We start from the raw sequence: 18,248 nt of genomic DNA, 5'->3' as shown, positions 1-18,248 counted from the left end.
AACATATCGGCGCTTTCACCCCGATTATATATGTCAGAGGGTGGGCAACGGGGTGCATTTCGCCGGCTTGGCCGGAAATAATGCGGCTTCGACAGCCGGCAGCGGCTTTTTCGAAAAACATGGTTTATTTCGGTGAGAAAAGTCCAGCATCCCGAAATGGCACATTCTCCAGCGTCACTCGACGGGGAGGTATGCAAAGGGATTTCAACTGAAAGTTATATTTTCCCGGATTGCAAAACCGCAGCGAAAGCTTTTTCGATGTGTTTGTTTTTCCAACGTTTCCGGGATCAGTGATTCTGTCATGGCGTAACCTATTTTGTACGTCAATTGTAAAAAATAACCCGTTTGGGCCATTTATTTACACAGCTTTTCGTATTAGCCTCCTTAATTAACGGGTAATTAATGATAGTTGACATGGCTTGAGGCGGGGATTGCCCCATAAGTTTTCAGGGGCCGCTTCAGCAAACAGCAGACGACACAACCAAAAGACCGTAATGCGTAAGCGCTTTAGGGAGGCGTCAATGTTCATGGGAACTTCAGATTATGCGGCAAAACCAAGTGGTGCCGTTGCTCCTATAAATGGAACTTTATTAATCATAGCGGATCCGGACCTGTTTTCCGAGTGCCTCGTAGAGGCGTTGGGCAAAAAGTTCCCCACATTCGCCGTGGTGAGCGTCACGTCGTCGGCAACGATTGACGATGATTACGGTGCGAATGTCCGGTTGGTCCTGCCATACCGCATATCGTCGGAGCGGCTTCATGGCGTCCTTTCAGCCGTCCGCGAAAAACATCCGGACGCGCCGATCGCACTCGTCGTTGAAACCATCGAGAAGTTCGAAGAGTCGCTGAAGCAGCTGGTGGGGACGCGCATTATAGATGGCGTGCTGCCGCTCAATCTGCGGCTCGACGTCTTCATGGCGGCCGTTGACCTGCTCATGAAGGGCGGAGAGCATTTTCCGGCCGCGCTTCTCGGCAAGCTCACACCTTATTCCCAGGCCGTTCATGGCAAAAGCGTTCAAAGCAGCGCCGTGATCGCCAATCGTGCCGACGCCCTCTCTGCCAGCAGAAGCGAGATATCCGCGCTGACGACGCGCGAGGTTCAAATTCTCGACCTGCTGTGCAAGGGAACGCAAAACAAAATCATCGCGGACCGGCTTCATCTGTCGGAAAACACTGTGAAAGTACACGTCCGCAACATCTACAAGAAGATGCACGTCCGTAACCGCACGGAGGCGGCGTCACGCTTCTTTAATAAGGACGAGGACGCGGCCTTTTCCGGCTGGAGAAACTGAAAGTCAGGCAGCGAAGGTTGCCGGGCGCCAGTTTCAATCAGGTTTTCTTGCCGAGGCTCAGGGCCTCAGGAAACAACGGGACTTCTGACCAAATCCGCTCGGTGAGCAGATATAGGGAGAGGAACCGGAATAGGACGGCCGCGATATGGAGGGCGTCCTCGACGACGCGTCGGCAACAAGCGTCACTGCTGCATTGCCTGTCTTGTCGTAACCGTAGGAGGTCCTGGCCGGAGCAACCCGCGTCTTCATCGTGGCCGTATTCGCAGATGCGGTCTTGATGAGAACGGCGTCTTCGACCACGGAGCATGAAGCAGTGGCGAAGGTGAAAGCCGCAAGTGCTGTGGCAACAAGTGCGAAGTGACGGCGGCGAGCTGCTTTGCCGCTATGGGAATAAGGCATTTCATTCATCGTGTATGTCCCCTGAAACCGACTGTCTGTCGCATCTCGCCGGGCGGTTTTGTCCCGGTGGACCGAGCCTTACAAAACCAGGATAGTCCCGACTGGTTGAGCGAAGCTTGCGCTAATGCTCAATAAGAAAGGCATAATGGAGGCATAGTTAAAAAGTATTAAATCAGGGGCTGATTTGAGTAGTGAAAGGTAATCAATTGTAATATTTCGACAAAATGAAGTTGACCTGTTTTTCACCGCGCCTATCATAAAAGTTGAAATCTATCGAATCGAAATATTAAACCTCCAGAAGAAATAAAAACCGGAGGATGATATTCAAGATACCGAACAATCGGGAGTTTGATCCAGTTCAAGTTGAATCAGCCGGGCTGATTCCTCATGGGGAGGAGTGTGTAATGCGTAATTTCGTTCCCAACGAGCATGACAACGGCGTCACAATCTATGACGAGTGGAGGCCAGGCCAGCGCGTTCTCGTTAATGGCGGTGCCGGTTTCCTTGGCTCCCACCTTTGCGAGCGTCTGCTGGGCTGCGGCCACGAAGTGGTCTGTCTCGACGATCTTTCGACCGGACGAACCGCAAATATCGAACATTTGCGCGACAATAAGCGCTTTCTGCTGGTTGAGCACGATGTGCGCAAACCCTATGACATCGATGTCTCGCTGATCTTCAACTTCGCCTCTCCGGCCTCGCCGCCGGATTATCAGCGCGATCCTGTCGGCACCCTGCTCACCAATGTGCTTGGCGCGGTCAACGTGCTGGAAGTTGCCCGCAGATGCGGTGCAACCGTGGTGCAATCCTCGACATCGGAAGTCTATGGCGATCCGCTCGTCAATCCGCAGCCGGAAACCTATTTCGGTAATGTAAATACAATCGGGCCGCGAGCTTGCTACGATGAAGGGAAACGCAGCGCTGAGACGCTGTTTTTCGATTATCACCGCTGCCACGGTGTCGATATCAAGGTGGGACGCATCTTCAACACCTATGGGCCGCGCATGCGCCCGGATGACGGACGCGTTGTTTCCAACTTCATCGTGCAGGCACTGAAGGGTGCCGACATCACCATTTATGGCGATGGCAGCCAGACGCGCTCCTTCTGCTATGTCGACGATCTCATTGACGGTTTCCTGCGATTTTCGGCCAAGCCGAAGGACTGCATCGGGCCGATCAATCTCGGCAATCCGAGTGAAATTCCGGTGCGGCAGCTCGCAGATATCGTCATCCGCATGACGAATTCCCGCTCGCGCATTGTCCATCTGCCCGCTGCGATCGACGATCCGCAGCAGCGCCGCCCCGATATTTCGCGGGCCAAGGAGCAGCTCCGGTGGCAACCCCGTGTACCGCTCGAAATGGGACTGGAAAGAACCATCGTCTATTTCGATGCGCTCCTCGCCGGCAGGAAAATGGCGGAGGCCGTATGAGATGCCCCGCACAATCCTCGTCACGGGCGGGGCCGGATTCATAGGCAGCCACATCTGCAAGGCGCTGGCTCAATCCGGCTTCAAGCCGATCGCATACGACAATCTCTCAACGGGTCACGCGGATTCGGTTCGCTGGGGACCCTTCATCGAGGGTGACATTCTCGACCGCAGTCTGCTGAAGGCTACGCTCAAGGAGTTTGCGCCGGCTTTCGTCATCCATTGCGCCGCCAACGCCTATGTTGGCGAATCCGTCGAAGATCCGCGGAAATATTACCGCAACAATGTCGGCGGCAGCCTGGCGCTTCTGGATGCCTGTCTCGATCAGAATATTGGCGGGCTGGTGTTTTCCTCCAGCTGCGCCACCTATGGCGTGCCGCCGCACCTGCCGATCCGCGAAGAAACGGCGCAGATGCCCGTCAATCCTTACGGGCGCACGAAGCTGATCTTCGAAATGGCGCTTGATGATTACGCCGCCGCCTACGGTATGCGTTTCGTCGCATTGCGCTATTTCAACGCGGCAGGTGCCGACCCGGATGGCGAACTCTGTGAACGCCACGAACCCGAGACCCATCTGATCCCGCGGGCGCTGATGGCCGCCGCTGCGCGACTGCCCCAGCTCGATGTCTTCGGCGCGGATTACGATACCAGCGACGGCACCTGCATTCGCGACTATATCCATGTCAGCGATCTGGCTGATGCGCATGTCGCCGCCGTCAACTATCTGGCGGATGGCGGTGAGACGCTGCGCGTCAATCTCGGTTCCGGCCATGGCACGTCGGTTGGCGATATCATAAGGGCGATCCACCGGGTGACGGGCCAGGAAGTTCCGGTGCATTTCGGTGCAAGGCGCGCCGGCGATCCGCCAGCTCTCTTCGCGGATATAAAGCGGGCGGAAGAAACGCTCGGCTTTACCCCGAAACGCTCGGATATCGACACCATCATCCGCACGGCCGGTCCGGGCTTCGGGCTGGAGGTGCTGACATGAAGACGCGCTCCACTCCTTCTGTCACATCGTCGTGCGTCGCCACAGGCGCATTGCGGATGCTGCCGGTCTTCACCGGATGGAACCGCACAGCCTATCTTCTCGGTATCGGCGGTTGGCTGGTCACACTTGCCTATTTCTGGATCTGGTGGCTGGACCGGGACCGGGTCATCGACTGGCCCTATTACACCATCGTCACGATGACTTTGGCGTGGATTACGCTGTTGCCGTCCTATTTCATTTTCATCTTCCTGAATGCCAGGGTTGTCGATCGGCGCTCTCCTCTGCCCAGGGGCCGGGTGGCGATGGTCGTCACCAAGGCGCCATCGGAACCCTTCGCCGTGGTGCGCAAGACGCTGCTGGCCATGCTGGAGCAAAAGGGGCTGGAATTCGACGTGTGGCTTGCGGATGAGGATCCGGATGCGCAAACGCTGAAATGGTGCGGCGCGCATGGTGTTTTCGTTTCGACCCGCAAAGGTATCGCCGACTATCATCGCAAGACCTGGCCGCGTCGCACCCGTTGCAAGGAAGGCAATCTCGCTTATTTCTATGATCATTACGGTTACGAACGTTATGATTTCGTCGCCCAGTTCGATGCCGACCACGTGCCGGAGCCGGATTATCTGAGCGAGATCATCCGTCCCTTCGCCGATCCGGCGGTGGGATATGTCTCCGCGCCGAGCATCTGCGATGCCAATGCCGGTGAAAGCTGGGCCGCGCGCGGCAGGCTTTATGCGGAGGCGAGCCTGCACGGCGCGCTGCAGCTGGGTTACAACAACAGCTGGGCGCCGCTTTGCATCGGTTCGCATTATGCCGTGCGCACCAAAGCGCTGCGTGAAGTGGGCGGTCTGGGCCCCGAGCTTGCGGAGGACCATTCCACCACACTTCTGATGAATGCCGGTGGCTGGCGCGGGGTCCACGCCGTCAACGCCATTGCGCATGGCGACGGGCCTTCGACCTTTGCCGACCTCATTGTGCAGGAATTCCAGTGGTCACGCAGCCTGATGACCATCCTGCTGCAATATTCACGGCATTACGTGCCGAAACTGCCCCTGCGGCTGAAGTTCCAGTTCCTGTTTTCGCAGCTTTGGTATCCGCTGTTTTCCGGCTTCATGGCGCTGATGTTCGTGCTTCCGGCCGTCGCGCTCCTGGGCGGGCATGTCCTCGTCAATGCATCCTATCCGGTGTTTCTGGCGCATTTCATGCCGATTTCGCTCATCATGATCGTGTTCGCGTTTTTCTGGCGGGCCACAGGGGCTTTCCGCCCGCATGATGCAAAACTCTTCAGCTGGGAAGCCATGGTGTTTCTGTTCCTGCGCTGGCCCTGGTCTTTGATGGGTGTGCTGGCAGCGATCCGGGATACGATCCGTGGCGACTTCGTCGACTTCCGCATCACGCCGAAGGGCACGCAGGCAAAACCCCCACTGCCGCTCCGGGTAATCGTGCCCTACATGGCTTTGGCCGCGTTGAGCCTTTTGGCCATGGTTTTGGCGCCGCGCGAAAGCGGAGCGGAAGGCTTCTTCGTCTTCGCCGCGATCAATGTGGCGATCTATGCGGGCCTCTCGGTGTTTCTGCTTATCCGCCACGCGATGGAAAACGGTTTGCCGAGGCTGCCGGCATTGCGCGGTGCGGCGACTGCCGCTGCCTGTTCGTTAATGCTTGTGGGCGGCAGTGCCGCGGAACTCAGCTCCCATGCAATTGGCGGGCTGGAAGCCCTGTCGCACGGGCAACCCTATGTCAGCTTCACCGAAACGCGGTTCACCGTGGCCGGCGCTGGCGTGGAAGGAGCAAGATCGGTGCGTCTGAAATTGCGCATCGTACTGCCGGGAATGCCAGGAAATAGAAACATGCAGGCGGAACCCATGATGCCGCCACCGGCGATGATAACCGGAGAAATCATGCTGGCCGACAATAGGGTCGGACAATAGAAGGAGGAGGCTGTGATGAGAACAACAATAAGCAACTGCGGATTCTCCGCTTTCGTACTCTGCCTTGCGGTGATCGCACCAAGTGCCGTCCACGCCGCAGGCGGCACGAAGACGCCGAAACCGCTCCGGACCAGCGAAGTCGTTGACATGTATTACGACAAGACCTGGAAATGGGATACGGGCGGCGGGCGCTTCATCGCCGATGGACGCAAGTTCGTTGCCGCCACGGAAGAGAAAGGCGTCAAGTCGGTCGGCGATGGCCGTTGGACGGTGGATGCCAATGGCACGCTGTGCATGCGCGCCACCTGGAAAAGTATGGCGGGAAGCGGCAAGGCCGATACCTGCTTCGACCATGGCCGCATCGGCAAGGTGCTCTACCAGCGCAAGCAGGGCGGCCCGTGGTACGTCTTCCGGCATAACCCGCCACGGCCCGGAGATGAATTCCTGAAACTTGTCCGCAAGGACGATGTCACCCCGCAAGTCGCCGCCTATGGCAAGGCGACGATGGCGACGAGGTAGGAGGAAGTGTCATGCAAATAACAAGAAGAAAACTGCTTTTCGCCAGTGGGGCGGCTGTCGCTGCGTCAGCCAGCATGTACCCCATGTTCAAACTGGACGCCCAGGGGGTCGCGCCCATGGGCTCCACCGGCATGAAGACACTTGCCGACAAACGCCCGACATTGCATGCGGACGGTATCCGCTTCGGCGCTTACGATCCGCACGGCGATTTCACCGGCCAGACCGGGGTGGCAACGGAACATCTGTTTCTGCCCTGGGAGGACGTGGATCTCGACAGTCTGGCGCTTGCGGACGCCTATGCCATGGAGCGCAAGCGCAATGTTCTGATCACGGTCGAGCCCTGGTCATGGGACGTCAACTGGCGTCTCACCTCCGACGAGTTGCGCCGCAGGGTGCTGGGAGGCGACTACGACAAGAACATGCAGGCGATCGCCGCACGCATGTCGGCAATGAAAAGCCCGCTCATCCTTCGCTGGGGGCAGGAAATGGAAGACACGTCCGGCCGCTTCTCATGGTCGGGATGGAACCCGCAGGACTATATCACGGCCTATAAGCGCATGGTGGACATGACCCGCAAGGCGGTCCCCGGCGTCAAGGTGATGTGGTCACCGAAGGGGCTCGATGGTCTTCGCGCCTATTATCCCGGTGACAGCTACGCCGATCTGGTCGGGCTATCGGTCTTCGGTCTCGAGGACTACGACAAGATCGAATATGGCGGACCGCAGAAGTTCTCCGACCTGCTGCGCAAAGGCTATGGGCTTGTCGAAACCTTCAATAAGCCGGTCTGGGTCGCCGAACTCGGCTATGAAGGCGGCGATTCCTACGTCCGTCCATGGATGAACGACGTGACATTGAAACAGGCGGATTTTCCGAGGCTGGAAGAGGTCGTCTATTTCAATGACAAGGACGTGCATCCCTGGCCGCACAATCTCGGCAAGCCCGACTGGCGCGTCGTGCGTCCGGCCAAGGCTTGAACGAGGCCGGAGCGAGCTGAGCGGACGCCCGGCCCGCTCGCTCGCCCGGATATTTATTTGCTGACTGCCAGCACCGCCTCGGCCTCATAGATGGCGCAGACGATGTGATAGAACGTGCTTGCCGGTGCCGGCTCGTCGAGCATCGGCTTGTCGGCCGGCCATTTGTCGAACCACAGCCCTTTGACCGGCGTGTCGAGGAAGGGCTGCAGCGCGCCGATGGCTCTGAGGCCAGAGGCGAGGTAACGCTGCCTCTCCTCGCCGGACGTGACACTGGCAAGGCGCACCGCCGCCTTCAGCCATTCCGTCTGCGGCCATAGCCGCGCCAGCCCGTCATGCACCGAAAAATCATCATAGAGGCTCATGATCGCGACCTTGCGGCGCGGGCAGATGCCGTGCTCCTCGCCGATCTCGAACAGGCGCCTGGCCTTGGCGATCGCCACCTCATTGTTGCGCAGGCTGCCCCAGCGCACCAGAAGCCATGCCCATTCGAACTGATGGCCCGGCTCCATGATGCGGCCTTTGTCGCCCTCATAGGGTGCCCAGTCATGGCCGAAGAATTCCCGCAGGCCTCCATTGCCGCTATCGATGAAGCGGTTCAGCGCAAGATCGGCGATCTCATCGGCCAGCGCTGACCACGGACCCTGCGGGTCCTGCGCTTCCCAGGCGAGCATCGCCTCGAACAGATGCATGTGCGGATTGGAGCAGAGCGGCGTGCGCGGCGGATTTGCCTCCTCGAAGCCGGCGACGGGATGTTTGTAGTCGCGCTTGAGGATGGCGAGAATGTCGAGCGCCCGGCCGCGCATCTCGTCCTTGCGGTCGGGAAGGGCTGCGGCCGTCTGGGCAGCGGCGAAAAGCGCAAAAGCCTGATTGTAGAGATCGAAGGATGGATCGATCAGCTTCCCGGTCTGGTCGGCGAGGTTGCCGTAAAGGCCGTTATCGAGGCGATAGACCTTTTCGAACCAGGAGAGACCATGCGAGAGCGCCTCCTTCCAGGGTCCCTGCCAGCCGTACTGGCCGGCGGCGGCGAAACAATAGGCCTGCCGCGGCTGGACGCGGGCGCGGCGGTCATCGGAAAAAACCGGTTTTGCATCCTGGCCGAGGCGCTCGTAAAAACCGCCGTCGGGTCGGGCGGAACCCGCCTCCCACCATAGGGGCAGGGCGTCCTTATCCAGCCATTTCCGTAATGTTCCGATCTCTTCGGCAAGCGCCTGCGCGATGCTCGGAAATTGCACAGTCATGCGTCAACTCTCTGTTTTTACAGTTGAATGAAAAATTAGACCAATAAAAATACGTAATTATGAGGGCAAGTAGACCATGGGACATATTGCACTGCAACCGTAAAAATTATCGACCTGACGTTGAGCCAACCCATACCGCGGCAATTGGTTCCGCCGTCGGGCATGGCCAACATCGGATCCGCAGTGATTCGAAAGCCATAAAGTCTCAGAAATTACAACGGAAATTTGAGATTGCTTATTCGTAGTCCTCACGTATTTCGTAACAATGGTCTGGTCATTAGTGATTCGGTCTCCTTTTAACCTGGGCGGCGTTGGGGAAACAAAGGGGCGCAGGGCAGTGAGATTTTCTGCCTATACTTCATTGCTGTTCTCCGTTGCGGTTCTTGCGGGCTGCAATACTCCTTCGGGCGTTCGGTCGTTCGGAGGCGCGCAGATGTTGTCTCCGTCCGAGGCGCTTGTTTTCCCGCCGCCAGGCGGTCCGGAAATCGTTACCGTCATCAACCGTACCTATTCGAACGCCGTGGCGCAGCAGGTCATATTGCGTTCCGAGGCGGCAACGCCCGGACAGAACTATATCAAGGCGGAATTTTTCGGTCCGCAGCAGGCGGGCGATACCGATCGCGACGCTCTGACGTTCACCGGTTTCAGGGCCGCCTCTGTCGCGCGTGAAATCCGCGCGGAGTTTCCGGACGAAAACATCGCCATGTCGGCCAATTACCTGCAGAACGGCTACGGCGCCTTTTCCTATGCGGCCGGTAGCGGCAGGGGCGGCGACACCTGTCTTTATGGCTGGCAGGACATACGCTCGCCGGAAAGCATGCGGCAGGATTTCCGCAACCTTGGCCGTATCAAGGTGCGACTGCGGCTCTGCCAGTCGAATGCGAGCGTCGAACGGCTTCTGGCCGTCATGTATAATTACACGATTACCGGCACCTATGCCTCGCAAAGCTGGAACCCCTACGGCACGCCGCAGGCGGTGGACCAGAACCTCGGCCGGCCGGGCCATCCGGTCTATCCTGTCAAGGCGGATGACGTGCCGATGCGGCCTGGGGGCGAAGTGACTGCAAGTGTGCCGAGACCGCCTGTGCGCCGTGCCGCCGCAGCTGTCGCGCCTGTTCGGCCCGAGCCGCAGCCGTTGCCGCCGGTAGCGGCAGTCAGCATTCCGTCGCCAACATCGGCCGGCTTCCCCGCCCAGCCCGCACGGCCTGCCGTGGCTGGCAGCCGCGCGGAAGGTGTGCAGGCGGAGAGCCGGCAGCCTTTGCAGGTTCCGCAGGTGTCCATTCCCTCGCCAGCATGTCTGTCCGGTTCGGGAGCGGCTCAGGGATGCAGATAGGCGCTGGAACAAGGGTAGAAGAGGTCGTTGCAAAAAATCCGGGTAAGAATTCCGGGTGGGGAAAAGAACGGAAAATTTCGGGATGAACAAGGCCATCACGATCATTGTCTGGTTGCTTGTGTCGCTTTGCGTTCTGGCCATCATCACGATGCCGATCAGCCTGCAGACGCATCTGGTCGCCACGGCGATCTCGCTTGTCCTTCTTGCCACGATCAAGAGTTTCAACGGGCAGGGGGCCTGGCGTCTTGTGGCGCTCGGTTTCGGCACGGCCATCGTGCTGCGTTACGTCTACTGGCGCACCACCAGCACCCTGCCGCCCGTCAACCAGCTCGAGAACTTCATTCCGGGCTTTCTGCTTTATCTCGCTGAAATGTACAGTGTCGTGATGCTGGGGCTCAGCCTCGTCATCGTCTCGATGCCGCTGCCTTCGCGCAAGACCCGGCCCGGCTCGCCCGATTATAGGCCAACGGTCGATGTTTTCGTTCCGAGTTACAACGAGGATGCGGAGCTTCTGGCCAATACGCTGGCGGCGGCCAAGAACATAGATTATCCGGCCGACAGGTTCACCGTATGGCTGCTGGACGATGGCGGTTCGGTGCAGAAGCGCAATGCCAGCAATATTGTCGAGGCGCAGGCCGCGCAGCGCCGCCACGAGGAGCTGAAGAAGCTCTGCGAGGATCTCGACGTGCGTTATCTGACGCGTGAGCGCAATGTCCACGCCAAGGCCGGAAACCTCAATAACGGTCTCGCCCACTCGACCGGGGAGCTGGTGACGGTGTTCGATGCCGACCATGCGCCTGCCCGTGATTTCCTGCTGGAAACGGTGGGTTATTTCGAAGAGGACCCTCGGCTCTTTCTCGTCCAGACACCGCATTTCTTCGTCAATCCCGATCCCATCGAGCGCAATCTGCGCACCTTCGAGACGATGCCGAGCGAAAACGAGATGTTCTACGGCATCATCCAGCGCGGCCTCGACAAGTGGAACGGCGCATTCTTCTGCGGTTCCGCCGCCGTGCTGCGGCGTGAGGCGCTGCAGGATACCGAAGGCTTCAGCGGTGTCAGCATCACCGAGGATTGCGAAACGGCGCTGGCGCTGCATTCGCGCGGCTGGAACAGCATCTATGTCGACAAGCCGCTGATCGCCGGGCTGCAACCGGCCACTTTTGCAAGCTTCATCGGCCAGCGCAGCCGTTGGGCGCAGGGCATGATGCAGATCCTGATTTTCCGCCAGCCGCTCTTCCGGCGTGGCCTCTCCTTCACACAACGTCTTTGCTACATGTCATCGACGCTGTTCTGGCTGTTCCCGTTTCCGCGCACGATCTTTCTGTTCGCGCCCTTGTTCTACCTGTTCTTCGATCTTCAGATATTCGTCGCCTCGGGTGGTGAGTTTCTTGCCTATACCGCGGCCTATATGCTCGTGAACCTGATGATGCAGAACTATCTCTATGGCAGCTTCCGCTGGCCGTGGATTTCGGAACTCTACGAATATGTGCAGACGGTTCACCTTCTGCCCGCCGTCGTTTCGGTGATCTTCAATCCGGGCAAGCCGACCTTCAAGGTGACGGCTAAGGACGAATCCATCGCCGAAGCGCGGCTTTCGGAAATCAGCCGCCCGTTCTTCGTCATTTTTGCGCTTCTGGTCGTGGCCATGGCCTTCGCCGCCTGGCGCATCTACAGCGAGCCCTACAAGGCGGATGTCACGCTTGTCGTCGGCGGCTGGAACCTGCTCAACCTTATCTTTGCAGGCTGCGCGCTCGGTGTCGTCTCGGAGCGCGGCGACAAATCGGCGTCGCGTCGCATCACCGTCAAGCGCCGCTGTGAGGTCAAGCTTGAGGGTAGCGAGGCATGGGTGCCGGCTTCCATCGAGAACGTCTCGGTGCATGGCCTGCTGATCAATCTGTTCGACAATTCTACCGCAATCGAAAAGAACACGACAGCGATCGTGAAGGTCAAACCCCATAGCGAGGGTGTTCCGGAAACCATGCCCATCAATGTCGTTCGGACGGTTCGCGGCGAAGGGTTCGTTTCAATCGGCTGCACGTTCTCGCCGCAGCGCGCCGTCGATCATCGCCTGATCGCCGACCTCATCTTTGCCAATTCCGAACAGTGGAGCGAGTTCCAGCGCGTGCGCCGCAAGAACCCCGGCCTCATTCGCGGCACGGCAATCTTCCTGGCGATCTCACTCTTCCAGACGCAGCGCGGCCTTTTTTATCTCGCCAAGGCGCTCCGGCCGGCCTCCAAAACCGTCAAACCTGCCGGAGCCGTGAAATGACCGGCAGCAAAACGATCAGGAGTTCACTGGCAGTGCTGATGTGGGGAGCCGCTGCAGCCGGTGCTGTGGCGCAGTCCTCACCTTTCGACATGTCGCCCGAAAGGCCGTCCCAGACCACGCCGGCACCCGTTCCGCCGTCCGCCATACCTCCGTCAGCACCTCGCCAGCAAGCTCCGGCCCAGATACCGCCGCCGCCGCAGGTTCAGCCGTCACAAGCGCAACCGCCACAGCGCCCGGCTGCCGTTCCGCCGGCGCCTTTGCCTCCCGTCACCGTCCCGGCGCGTCAGGAAAGTGCAAGGCCTGCACCGGCCCAGGCGTCGTCATTGGCCGCCGACAGCCGCCGCCGTTATATATTGCCCTACGAAAAGCTCAGCCTTTCCGGTGAGATAGACAGGCGGCAATGGAGTATCTACCTCACTCCCGAGCAGGCGAATGCCGCCGTTGCGCTGAATATCGGTTATCAGAACGCCATTGTGGTCGCACCTGAAAGCTCGAATTTTCAGGTTAGCCTGAACAATGTTCCGCTCGATGCCGCGCGTATCGAAGCGCCCGACAGCGAAGGCAATGTCTCGCTCAAAATTCCGCCCGGCGTCTTGCAGGTTGGGGCGAATGTCGTGACGCTTGGCGTGCAGCAGCGTCACCGGACCGATTGCACAATCCAGTCCACCTACGATCTGTGGACTGATGTCGATCCGGCGAGCACCTATATCGCCTTCAATGCCGATGTCGCCGGCAACTTCGCCAATATAGACGATATTCAGGCAACCGGGCCGGATGGCAAGGCGGCAACCTCAATCGAGATCGTCGCGCCGGGGCTCGGCAATCCGGCATTTGCGGATTCGCTCCTGCGGCTCTCGCAGGCTCTGGCGCTCAGAACCCAGATGCCGAACCAGACGATCCGTTTCGTTTCTGCGCCGTCCACCGAACCAAGGGCTGGAACGCTGGTCGTCCTCGTTGGCACCGCGCGTGAGATTGAGGGCCTTTCCGGTGCGCTGCCGCCCGAGGCATCGGCGGGCGCCTTTGCCGGTTTCGGCAGTGCCGCGCCGGGCGGCCTCTCTCCGCTCTTCGTCAGCGGCCCGACCACGCAGGCAGTTCAGGCGGCGATAGAAACGTTGTTTTCGTCCATTTCGCGCACGCCCGGTGCGCAGAGAACGACCTTTTCGACCCGCAGCTGGCACGCGCCGGATGTACCGCTCATCATGTCGGACCGCCGCATCGCTCTTTCCGAGCTGGGTATAGAGAGCGCTGAATTTGGCGGACGGCGTTTCCGCAACGAGTTCTACATCGGCATGCCTGCCGATTTTTATGCCTCTGCCTATGGCGAGGCGTCTCTGCTGCTCGATGCCGCTTATTCGTCGCAGGTATTGCCCGGCAGCCATATCGACATCTACGTCAATGACGAAATCGCCTCGACGGTGCCGATTTCCAACAATGGCGGCGGTATTTTCCGGCATTTGCCCATCAAGGTGACGATGCGGCATTTCAAGCCGGGTCCGAACAAGGTGACCATCGAGGCCGTTTTGATGACGGCGCAGGATCAGGCCTGTGCGCCCGGCGCACCGGCCAGCGCGACCCCGCGCTTTGCGCTGTTCGATACTTCGGAAATCCAGGTGCCGGATTTCGCGCGGATCGGCCGCAAGCCGGATCTGGCGGCGATGGCGGGTGCCGGGCAGCCCTACAGGGCGGCCGGAGGCCCTGTCGCCCTGTCGCTCGATCGTTTCGATACCGATACGATGTCGGCCGCCGCGACGCTCATCAGCCGGCTTGCGAGTGTGTCCGGGCATCCGATCAATGTCGAAACCGTCGCCTCGCCACTGGTGATCGGTGATCGCAACGCCCTGTTCGTCGGAACGATTTCTCAAATTCCGCAGGCACTGATCAGCCAGTTCAATCTCGTTCCTTCCAGCCAGATATCCTGGAAGATCGGGACCGGCGTTCAGCCGCCCGCCCAAAACAGCGATACCCTCTTCAACGACTGGCGCGAGCGGGTGGATGGTGGAGTCTGGGAGGGGCAGGTCTCCTCTCTGGAGGAGTGGATGAAGCGGAATTTCGACCTGAGTTCGGATACGCTGCGCTTCCTGCCTGCACCAGAGCAGCCTTATGCACCGCCCGGAAATGTCTCCTTCATGATGGCACAGGGCCTCAGCCCTTCCGGTGAAGGGGTCTGGACACTTGCCACGGCGCCAACGTCGGCGGAGCTTCGGGACGGCATGACGGCGATGGTGCGCGAAAACCATTGGCGAGACGTCACCGGACGGGTCGCCGCTTACGACGCCACGGCCGAAAAGATCGAAACGGTGGAGGTTGAGAGGCCGTATTTTTATACAACGCGGGATTTCTCTCTATCGAACTGGAGGCTGATCGCGGCCAACTGGCTGTCCTCCAACGTGCTTTCCTATTCGCTGGCGTTTATCGGTTTCGTATCGCTTCTGGGCCTCGCTACCTTCGTGATGCTGCGTTTGATGGGGCGACATCGATGACATCAGGGGTTTTAAGACTTGTCGGCATTTTTTGTCTTTCGCTGATGGCGCTCATCGCAAGCATCTCCGCCAGCCGCGCCGCATCTGTCTCGCCGGAGGCATGGGCGGCCTATAAAGGCGTGTTCCTTGATCCCGGCGGGCGTATCATCGACACAGGCAACGGTAATATTAGCCACAGCGAAGGGCAGGGCTATGGCATGTGGCTTGCCGTGCTTTCCGATAATCTTGCCGATTTCGAACTAATCTGGAGTTTCACGCGCACGGAACTGCTCGTGCGCGATGACGGGCTTTCGGCGTGGAAATGGGATCCCCGTACCAGACCGCATGTGACTGATATCAACAACGCCACGGATGGCGACATTCTGATCGCTTATGCGCTGGCGCTGGCCGCCGGACAATGGAACCGGCAGGACTATGCCGAGGCCTCGGCAGCCATTGCATCCGCCATCCTGAAGAAGACCGTCGTGCAGCGCAGCGGTAGGACGCTGCTTTTACCGGCCGCCAGCGGTTTTGGTGAAAATGATCGGGATGATGGACCGGTGGTCAATCCTTCCTATCTGATCTTCGAGGCCTTTCCGGTCCTTAATCTCGTCGCGCCATCACCGCTCTGGAAGGCCCTTGCCGATGATGGGGCGGCGCAGATTGGCGCATTCGCCTTCAGCGATAAAAAACTGCCGGCCGACTGGGTGTCGGTGAAGACCAAACCGCAGCCCGCGTCGGGTTTTCCGGCAGAGTTCGGCTATAATGCGGTGCGGATACCACTTTATCTTTCGAGGGCGAAAATGGGCTCGCCGGAACTGCTTGCCCGGTTGAAAGACGGCATGACACTGGAAAGCGGTGCAGCCGGGACCTTCGATCTCAAGAACGGCACGGTCAAGGACGTGCTGTCAGATCCCGGTTATCGCATCATTCCGGCGCTGGCGGCCTGTGCGGCGGGCGTCGCGAGTATTCCGGCCGAACTGAAGAGCTTCCAGCCAACGCTTTATTATCCTTCTACATTGCATCTTCTGGCATTGTCGTTTCTGGCAAGGAATAACGGGGAATGCCGATGAACAAGCCTCTGTCGACTTCGGCTCTCATCCTGCTTCTGATTGCACTCGCCGCCTTCCACTGGCGTGACAGCATTCTCGGGCGGGTGTCGGATGTGCATACTTCGGCGGTCGGTGACAATCGTGGGGTGCCGCGCATATCGCCGGCGACGGCCAATCCTGCGCAGATCAATGCTTTCCTCCAGAACCGCGAAATGGCGCAGGTAACGCAGCCTGCGACGCCACCGGTAACGGTGCCCGCAACTGACCCGCAGCCGATGATGCAGACTGAGACCCGCGGGCAGACATCGCAGCCACAAACGGCGCAGGCGCCGGCACCGCGGGCGACCCAGCCGGCAGCACCCGATATGCCTGATGTCGATCTCAGTGCGCTGCGCTATTTCGCGGCCAAGGGCGATACCCAGCGCCTTCAGGCCGAAATCGCACGCCTTCGCACGCTTTATCCCAACTGGACACCGCCTGCCGACCCGCTCGCCATTCCAGAGAATGGTGATCCGCAGCTTGACGCCATGTGGCAGCTTTATACCGACGGCCGTTATGCCGAGGTAAGGAAAGCGATCGCTGACCGGCAGCAGGCGGAGACCGGCTGGCAGCCGCCAGACAATCTGACAGGCATGCTTTCGCTTGCCGAAGCCCGCCAGCGGCTCGTCAACGCGTCCGATCTCAAGCAATATGCGACCGTGGTGGACGCAGCCGCCAACAATCCCGGATTGTTGACCTGCAGCGAGGTGGATGTGCTGTGGCGGGTTGCCGATGCCTTCGCCAATACTGACCGGATGGGACGGGCGCGGGACGCCTATCTCTACATCCTCAACAATTGCACGGTGCCAAGCGACCGGCTCGCCACGGTGCAGAAGGCATCAGCACTTCTGCCCGCGGAGATGATGGATGAGTTGCTGGCCAAGGAAAGACCCGGCGCGGACGGTCAGCTGGAATTCGAGCCGGTCAAGAATGATCTCGCGCGCCAGTTCGTGGCAAAGGCAGGGGAGAAAGAGGGTATTTCCGTTCCCTCCGCTTATCTGATGCGGCTTGAACGGCTTGCGGAGACAGATAAGCTTGCAAGCGATGCCCTGCTGCTCGGCTGGTACAATATCCGCCAGAAGAACATGACCGAAGCGGAAAAGTGGTTCCGCAAGGCGCGCGAAGACGATGATAGCGCCTCTGCCTCGCAAGGGCTGGCACTGGCGCTGATTGACCGCAACGAGCCGCGCGAGGCCGAAGACGTCATGTATAAATGGCGCAACGCGTCCGATGATGCGCTTGCGACCTATCTGGCCGCGACCGCCAATCTTCTGGCACTCGAGCCGCCTGTCGTGCTGCCGCCGGACGTGCTGCAGCGCATTGCCGCGGAAACGATGGCGCGCAAGGATGCCGCGACCGCGCAGCAATTCGGCTGGTATTCGCTTGCCTTCCGGCAGACGCCGCTCGCCTTGCAATGGTTCGGCACGGCGCTTGGCTGGAAAGCGGATGATGAGCCCTCTGCCTATGGCATGGCGGTCAGCTATCATGATCTGCGCAATCTCGCCGGTCTGCGTGCCATCCAGCAGCAATGGGCAAGCCGGTCGCAGCGCATCGCCGATGTCGGAACGGCACGCATGGTGGACCAGTCGAGACAGGCGATGACGCCCGTTGCCGCGCCGCCTCCCGCCTCAGCTTCTCAGTCAACAGCACCTGCGCCCTATGCGCCGCAGACCGCAGAGACGGCGGTGGCTTACAGCCAGCCGGTCGTGCAGCAGCCCGCTCCCGAACCCTCGCGCAAGCAGGCGCGCCTGCCTTCGCAGACGCAGAGGTCGAGCAGCGCCGCGTCACGTCCACGCTCCTGCGCCGTCTATCCTGATCCGCAGCGTCTGCCGGCGCAGCAGGCGCTCGATCTCGGCTGGTGCCTGATGGAAACGAACCGGCCGGCGGAAGCCCTGAAGGCCTTCGAATCCGCCATTGCCAGCGGACAGTCGACTGTGAAAAGCGATGCGGCCTATGGCCAGAGCCTTGCCTATCTGCGCATGGGACTGACGGACCATGCCGCCGTTTCGGCAACGAAATCCCAGATGGAGCGTCCACGGGCGACGGAATTGCAGGTCTCGATCCTGGCCGACAGGGCGGTCTCAGCCTTCCAGTCGAAACGTTATGCGGAAACGCTTCTCCTGCTCGATCAGCGGGCACGGCTTGCCGATGAGCGCACCGATCTTATGGTGCTGCGCGGTTATTCCTATCTTGCCATGCGCCGCTACGCCGATGCAGCGCAGATTTTCGAAAGCCTGACGTCCATCGGCGATAAGGAAGGCATCAGGGGACTGGCCGCGGTCCGCGCCGCCAGACCAAGCAATGGGCCGCAGGGCGGCGGCTGACGGCGGCGGC

The 18,248-nt window shown here is 59.8% G+C and carries 13 protein-coding genes; 11 read left to right on the top strand and 2 right to left on the bottom strand.

Features of this window, described 5'->3' with window-relative positions; translation table 11 throughout:
• The first annotated feature begins 521 nt into the window (after nucleotides 1–521).
• Entirely contained in the window at nucleotides 522–1,292 is a 771-nt protein-coding gene (locus tag OK142_RS07390) for a helix-turn-helix domain-containing protein (RefSeq protein ID WP_035243558.1), read from the top strand.
• Nucleotides 1,293–1,349: 57 nt separating this feature from the next.
• Here the strand turns inward: OK142_RS07390 and OK142_RS07385 are convergent, their stop codons facing one another.
• A complete protein-coding gene (locus tag OK142_RS07385) occupies nucleotides 1,350–1,700 on the bottom strand; it encodes a hypothetical protein (RefSeq protein WP_498681907.1) in 351 nt (116 codons plus the stop codon).
• 395 nt (nucleotides 1,701–2,095) lie between these two features.
• On the opposite strand from OK142_RS07385, the gene OK142_RS07380 reads away from it, so the two are divergent.
• From OK142_RS07380 to OK142_RS07360, 5 genes are read left to right on the top strand one after another with little or no spacing between them, the layout of a single operon-like run.
• Nucleotides 2,096–3,118, top strand: a complete 1,023-nt coding sequence (locus OK142_RS07380) for a UDP-glucuronic acid decarboxylase family protein (RefSeq protein ID WP_003500682.1) — start codon at nucleotides 2,096–2,098, stop codon at nucleotides 3,116–3,118.
• Nucleotide 3,119: 1 nt separating this feature from the next.
• On the top strand, nucleotides 3,120–4,103 hold the full coding sequence (gene galE, locus OK142_RS07375; RefSeq protein ID WP_082185752.1) for a UDP-glucose 4-epimerase GalE: 984 nt from the start codon (nucleotides 3,120–3,122) through the stop codon (nucleotides 4,101–4,103).
• The gene (locus OK142_RS07370; protein ID WP_498681904.1) at nucleotides 4,100–6,028 is read left to right on the top strand and encodes a glycosyltransferase family 2 protein; all 1,929 of its coding nucleotides are present in this window, start codon (nucleotides 4,100–4,102) and stop codon (nucleotides 6,026–6,028) included. The genes galE and OK142_RS07370 overlap by 4 nt, the downstream gene beginning before the upstream one ends.
• Nucleotides 6,029–6,043: 15 nt before the next feature.
• A complete protein-coding gene (locus OK142_RS07365; RefSeq protein ID WP_035243559.1) occupies nucleotides 6,044–6,547 on the top strand; it encodes a DUF995 domain-containing protein in 504 nt (167 codons plus the stop codon).
• Between the two features lie 11 nt (nucleotides 6,548–6,558).
• Nucleotides 6,559–7,521, top strand: coding sequence for a glycoside hydrolase family 26 protein (locus OK142_RS07360; protein WP_313608473.1), 963 nt, complete (start codon nucleotides 6,559–6,561; stop codon nucleotides 7,519–7,521).
• 53 nt (nucleotides 7,522–7,574) lie between these two features.
• On the opposite strand, the gene OK142_RS07355 is transcribed toward OK142_RS07360, so the two are convergent.
• Nucleotides 7,575–8,759: an AGE family epimerase/isomerase gene (locus OK142_RS07355; RefSeq protein WP_498681902.1), complete on the bottom strand. Its 1,185-nt coding sequence runs from the start codon at nucleotides 8,757–8,759 to the stop codon at nucleotides 7,575–7,577.
• Between the two features lie 433 nt (nucleotides 8,760–9,192).
• Here OK142_RS07355 and bcsN point away from each other — a divergent pair, with 433 nt between their 5' ends.
• From bcsN to OK142_RS07330, 5 genes are all read left to right on the top strand, one after another.
• Nucleotides 9,193–10,092 (top strand): cellulose biosynthesis protein BcsN, encoded by a 900-nt coding sequence (gene bcsN, locus OK142_RS07350; RefSeq protein WP_498681900.1) that lies wholly within the window; start codon nucleotides 9,193–9,195, stop codon nucleotides 10,090–10,092.
• Nucleotides 10,093–10,174: 82 nt separating this feature from the next.
• Nucleotides 10,175–12,364: a UDP-forming cellulose synthase catalytic subunit gene (gene bcsA, locus OK142_RS07345; RefSeq protein ID WP_498681899.1), complete on the top strand. Its 2,190-nt coding sequence runs from the start codon at nucleotides 10,175–10,177 to the stop codon at nucleotides 12,362–12,364.
• Nucleotides 12,361–14,844, top strand: coding sequence for a cellulose biosynthesis cyclic di-GMP-binding regulatory protein BcsB (locus OK142_RS07340; RefSeq protein ID WP_498681898.1), 2,484 nt, complete (start codon nucleotides 12,361–12,363; stop codon nucleotides 14,842–14,844). The genes bcsA and OK142_RS07340 overlap by 4 nt, the downstream gene beginning before the upstream one ends.
• Nucleotides 14,841–15,896, top strand: a complete 1,056-nt coding sequence (locus tag OK142_RS07335) for a family 8 glycosyl hydrolase (protein ID WP_498681896.1) — start codon at nucleotides 14,841–14,843, stop codon at nucleotides 15,894–15,896. The genes OK142_RS07340 and OK142_RS07335 overlap by 4 nt, the downstream gene beginning before the upstream one ends.
• Nucleotides 15,887–18,238, top strand: coding sequence for a tetratricopeptide repeat protein (locus tag OK142_RS07330; RefSeq protein ID WP_498681895.1), 2,352 nt, complete (start codon nucleotides 15,887–15,889; stop codon nucleotides 18,236–18,238). The genes OK142_RS07335 and OK142_RS07330 overlap by 10 nt, the downstream gene beginning before the upstream one ends.
• Nucleotides 18,239–18,248 lie beyond the last annotated feature (10 nt).

This window comes from Agrobacterium sp. BT-220-3 (assembly GCF_025910175.1).
In the GTDB taxonomy this organism is placed as follows: domain Bacteria; phylum Pseudomonadota; class Alphaproteobacteria; order Rhizobiales; family Rhizobiaceae; genus Agrobacterium; species Agrobacterium oryzihabitans.
Note: the sequence above shows the minus strand (reverse complement) of the source record. Positions and strands in the feature narration are given on the sequence as shown.

Bases quoted from the DNA above. Each gene is read 5' to 3' on its own strand.
- OK142_RS07390 (WP_035243558.1), top strand. From the start codon at position 522: ATGTTCATGGGAACTTCAGATTATGCGGCAAAACCAAGTGGTGCCGTT.
- OK142_RS07385 (WP_498681907.1), bottom strand. From the start codon at position 1,700: ATGAATGAAATGCCTTATTCCCATAGCGGCAAAGCAGCTCGCCGCCGT.
- OK142_RS07380 (WP_003500682.1), top strand. From the start codon at position 2,096: ATGCGTAATTTCGTTCCCAACGAGCATGACAACGGCGTCACAATCTAT.
- galE (WP_082185752.1), top strand. From the start codon at position 3,120: ATGCCCCGCACAATCCTCGTCACGGGCGGGGCCGGATTCATAGGCAGC.
- OK142_RS07370 (WP_498681904.1), top strand. From the start codon at position 4,100: ATGAAGACGCGCTCCACTCCTTCTGTCACATCGTCGTGCGTCGCCACA.
- OK142_RS07365 (WP_035243559.1), top strand. From the start codon at position 6,044: ATGAGAACAACAATAAGCAACTGCGGATTCTCCGCTTTCGTACTCTGC.
- OK142_RS07360 (WP_313608473.1), top strand. From the start codon at position 6,559: ATGCAAATAACAAGAAGAAAACTGCTTTTCGCCAGTGGGGCGGCTGTC.
- OK142_RS07355 (WP_498681902.1), bottom strand. From the start codon at position 8,759: ATGACTGTGCAATTTCCGAGCATCGCGCAGGCGCTTGCCGAAGAGATC.
- bcsN (WP_498681900.1), top strand. From the start codon at position 9,193: ATGTTGTCTCCGTCCGAGGCGCTTGTTTTCCCGCCGCCAGGCGGTCCG.
- bcsA (WP_498681899.1), top strand. From the start codon at position 10,175: ATGAACAAGGCCATCACGATCATTGTCTGGTTGCTTGTGTCGCTTTGC.
- OK142_RS07340 (WP_498681898.1), top strand. From the start codon at position 12,361: ATGACCGGCAGCAAAACGATCAGGAGTTCACTGGCAGTGCTGATGTGG.
- OK142_RS07335 (WP_498681896.1), top strand. From the start codon at position 14,841: ATGACATCAGGGGTTTTAAGACTTGTCGGCATTTTTTGTCTTTCGCTG.
- OK142_RS07330 (WP_498681895.1), top strand. From the start codon at position 15,887: ATGCCGATGAACAAGCCTCTGTCGACTTCGGCTCTCATCCTGCTTCTG.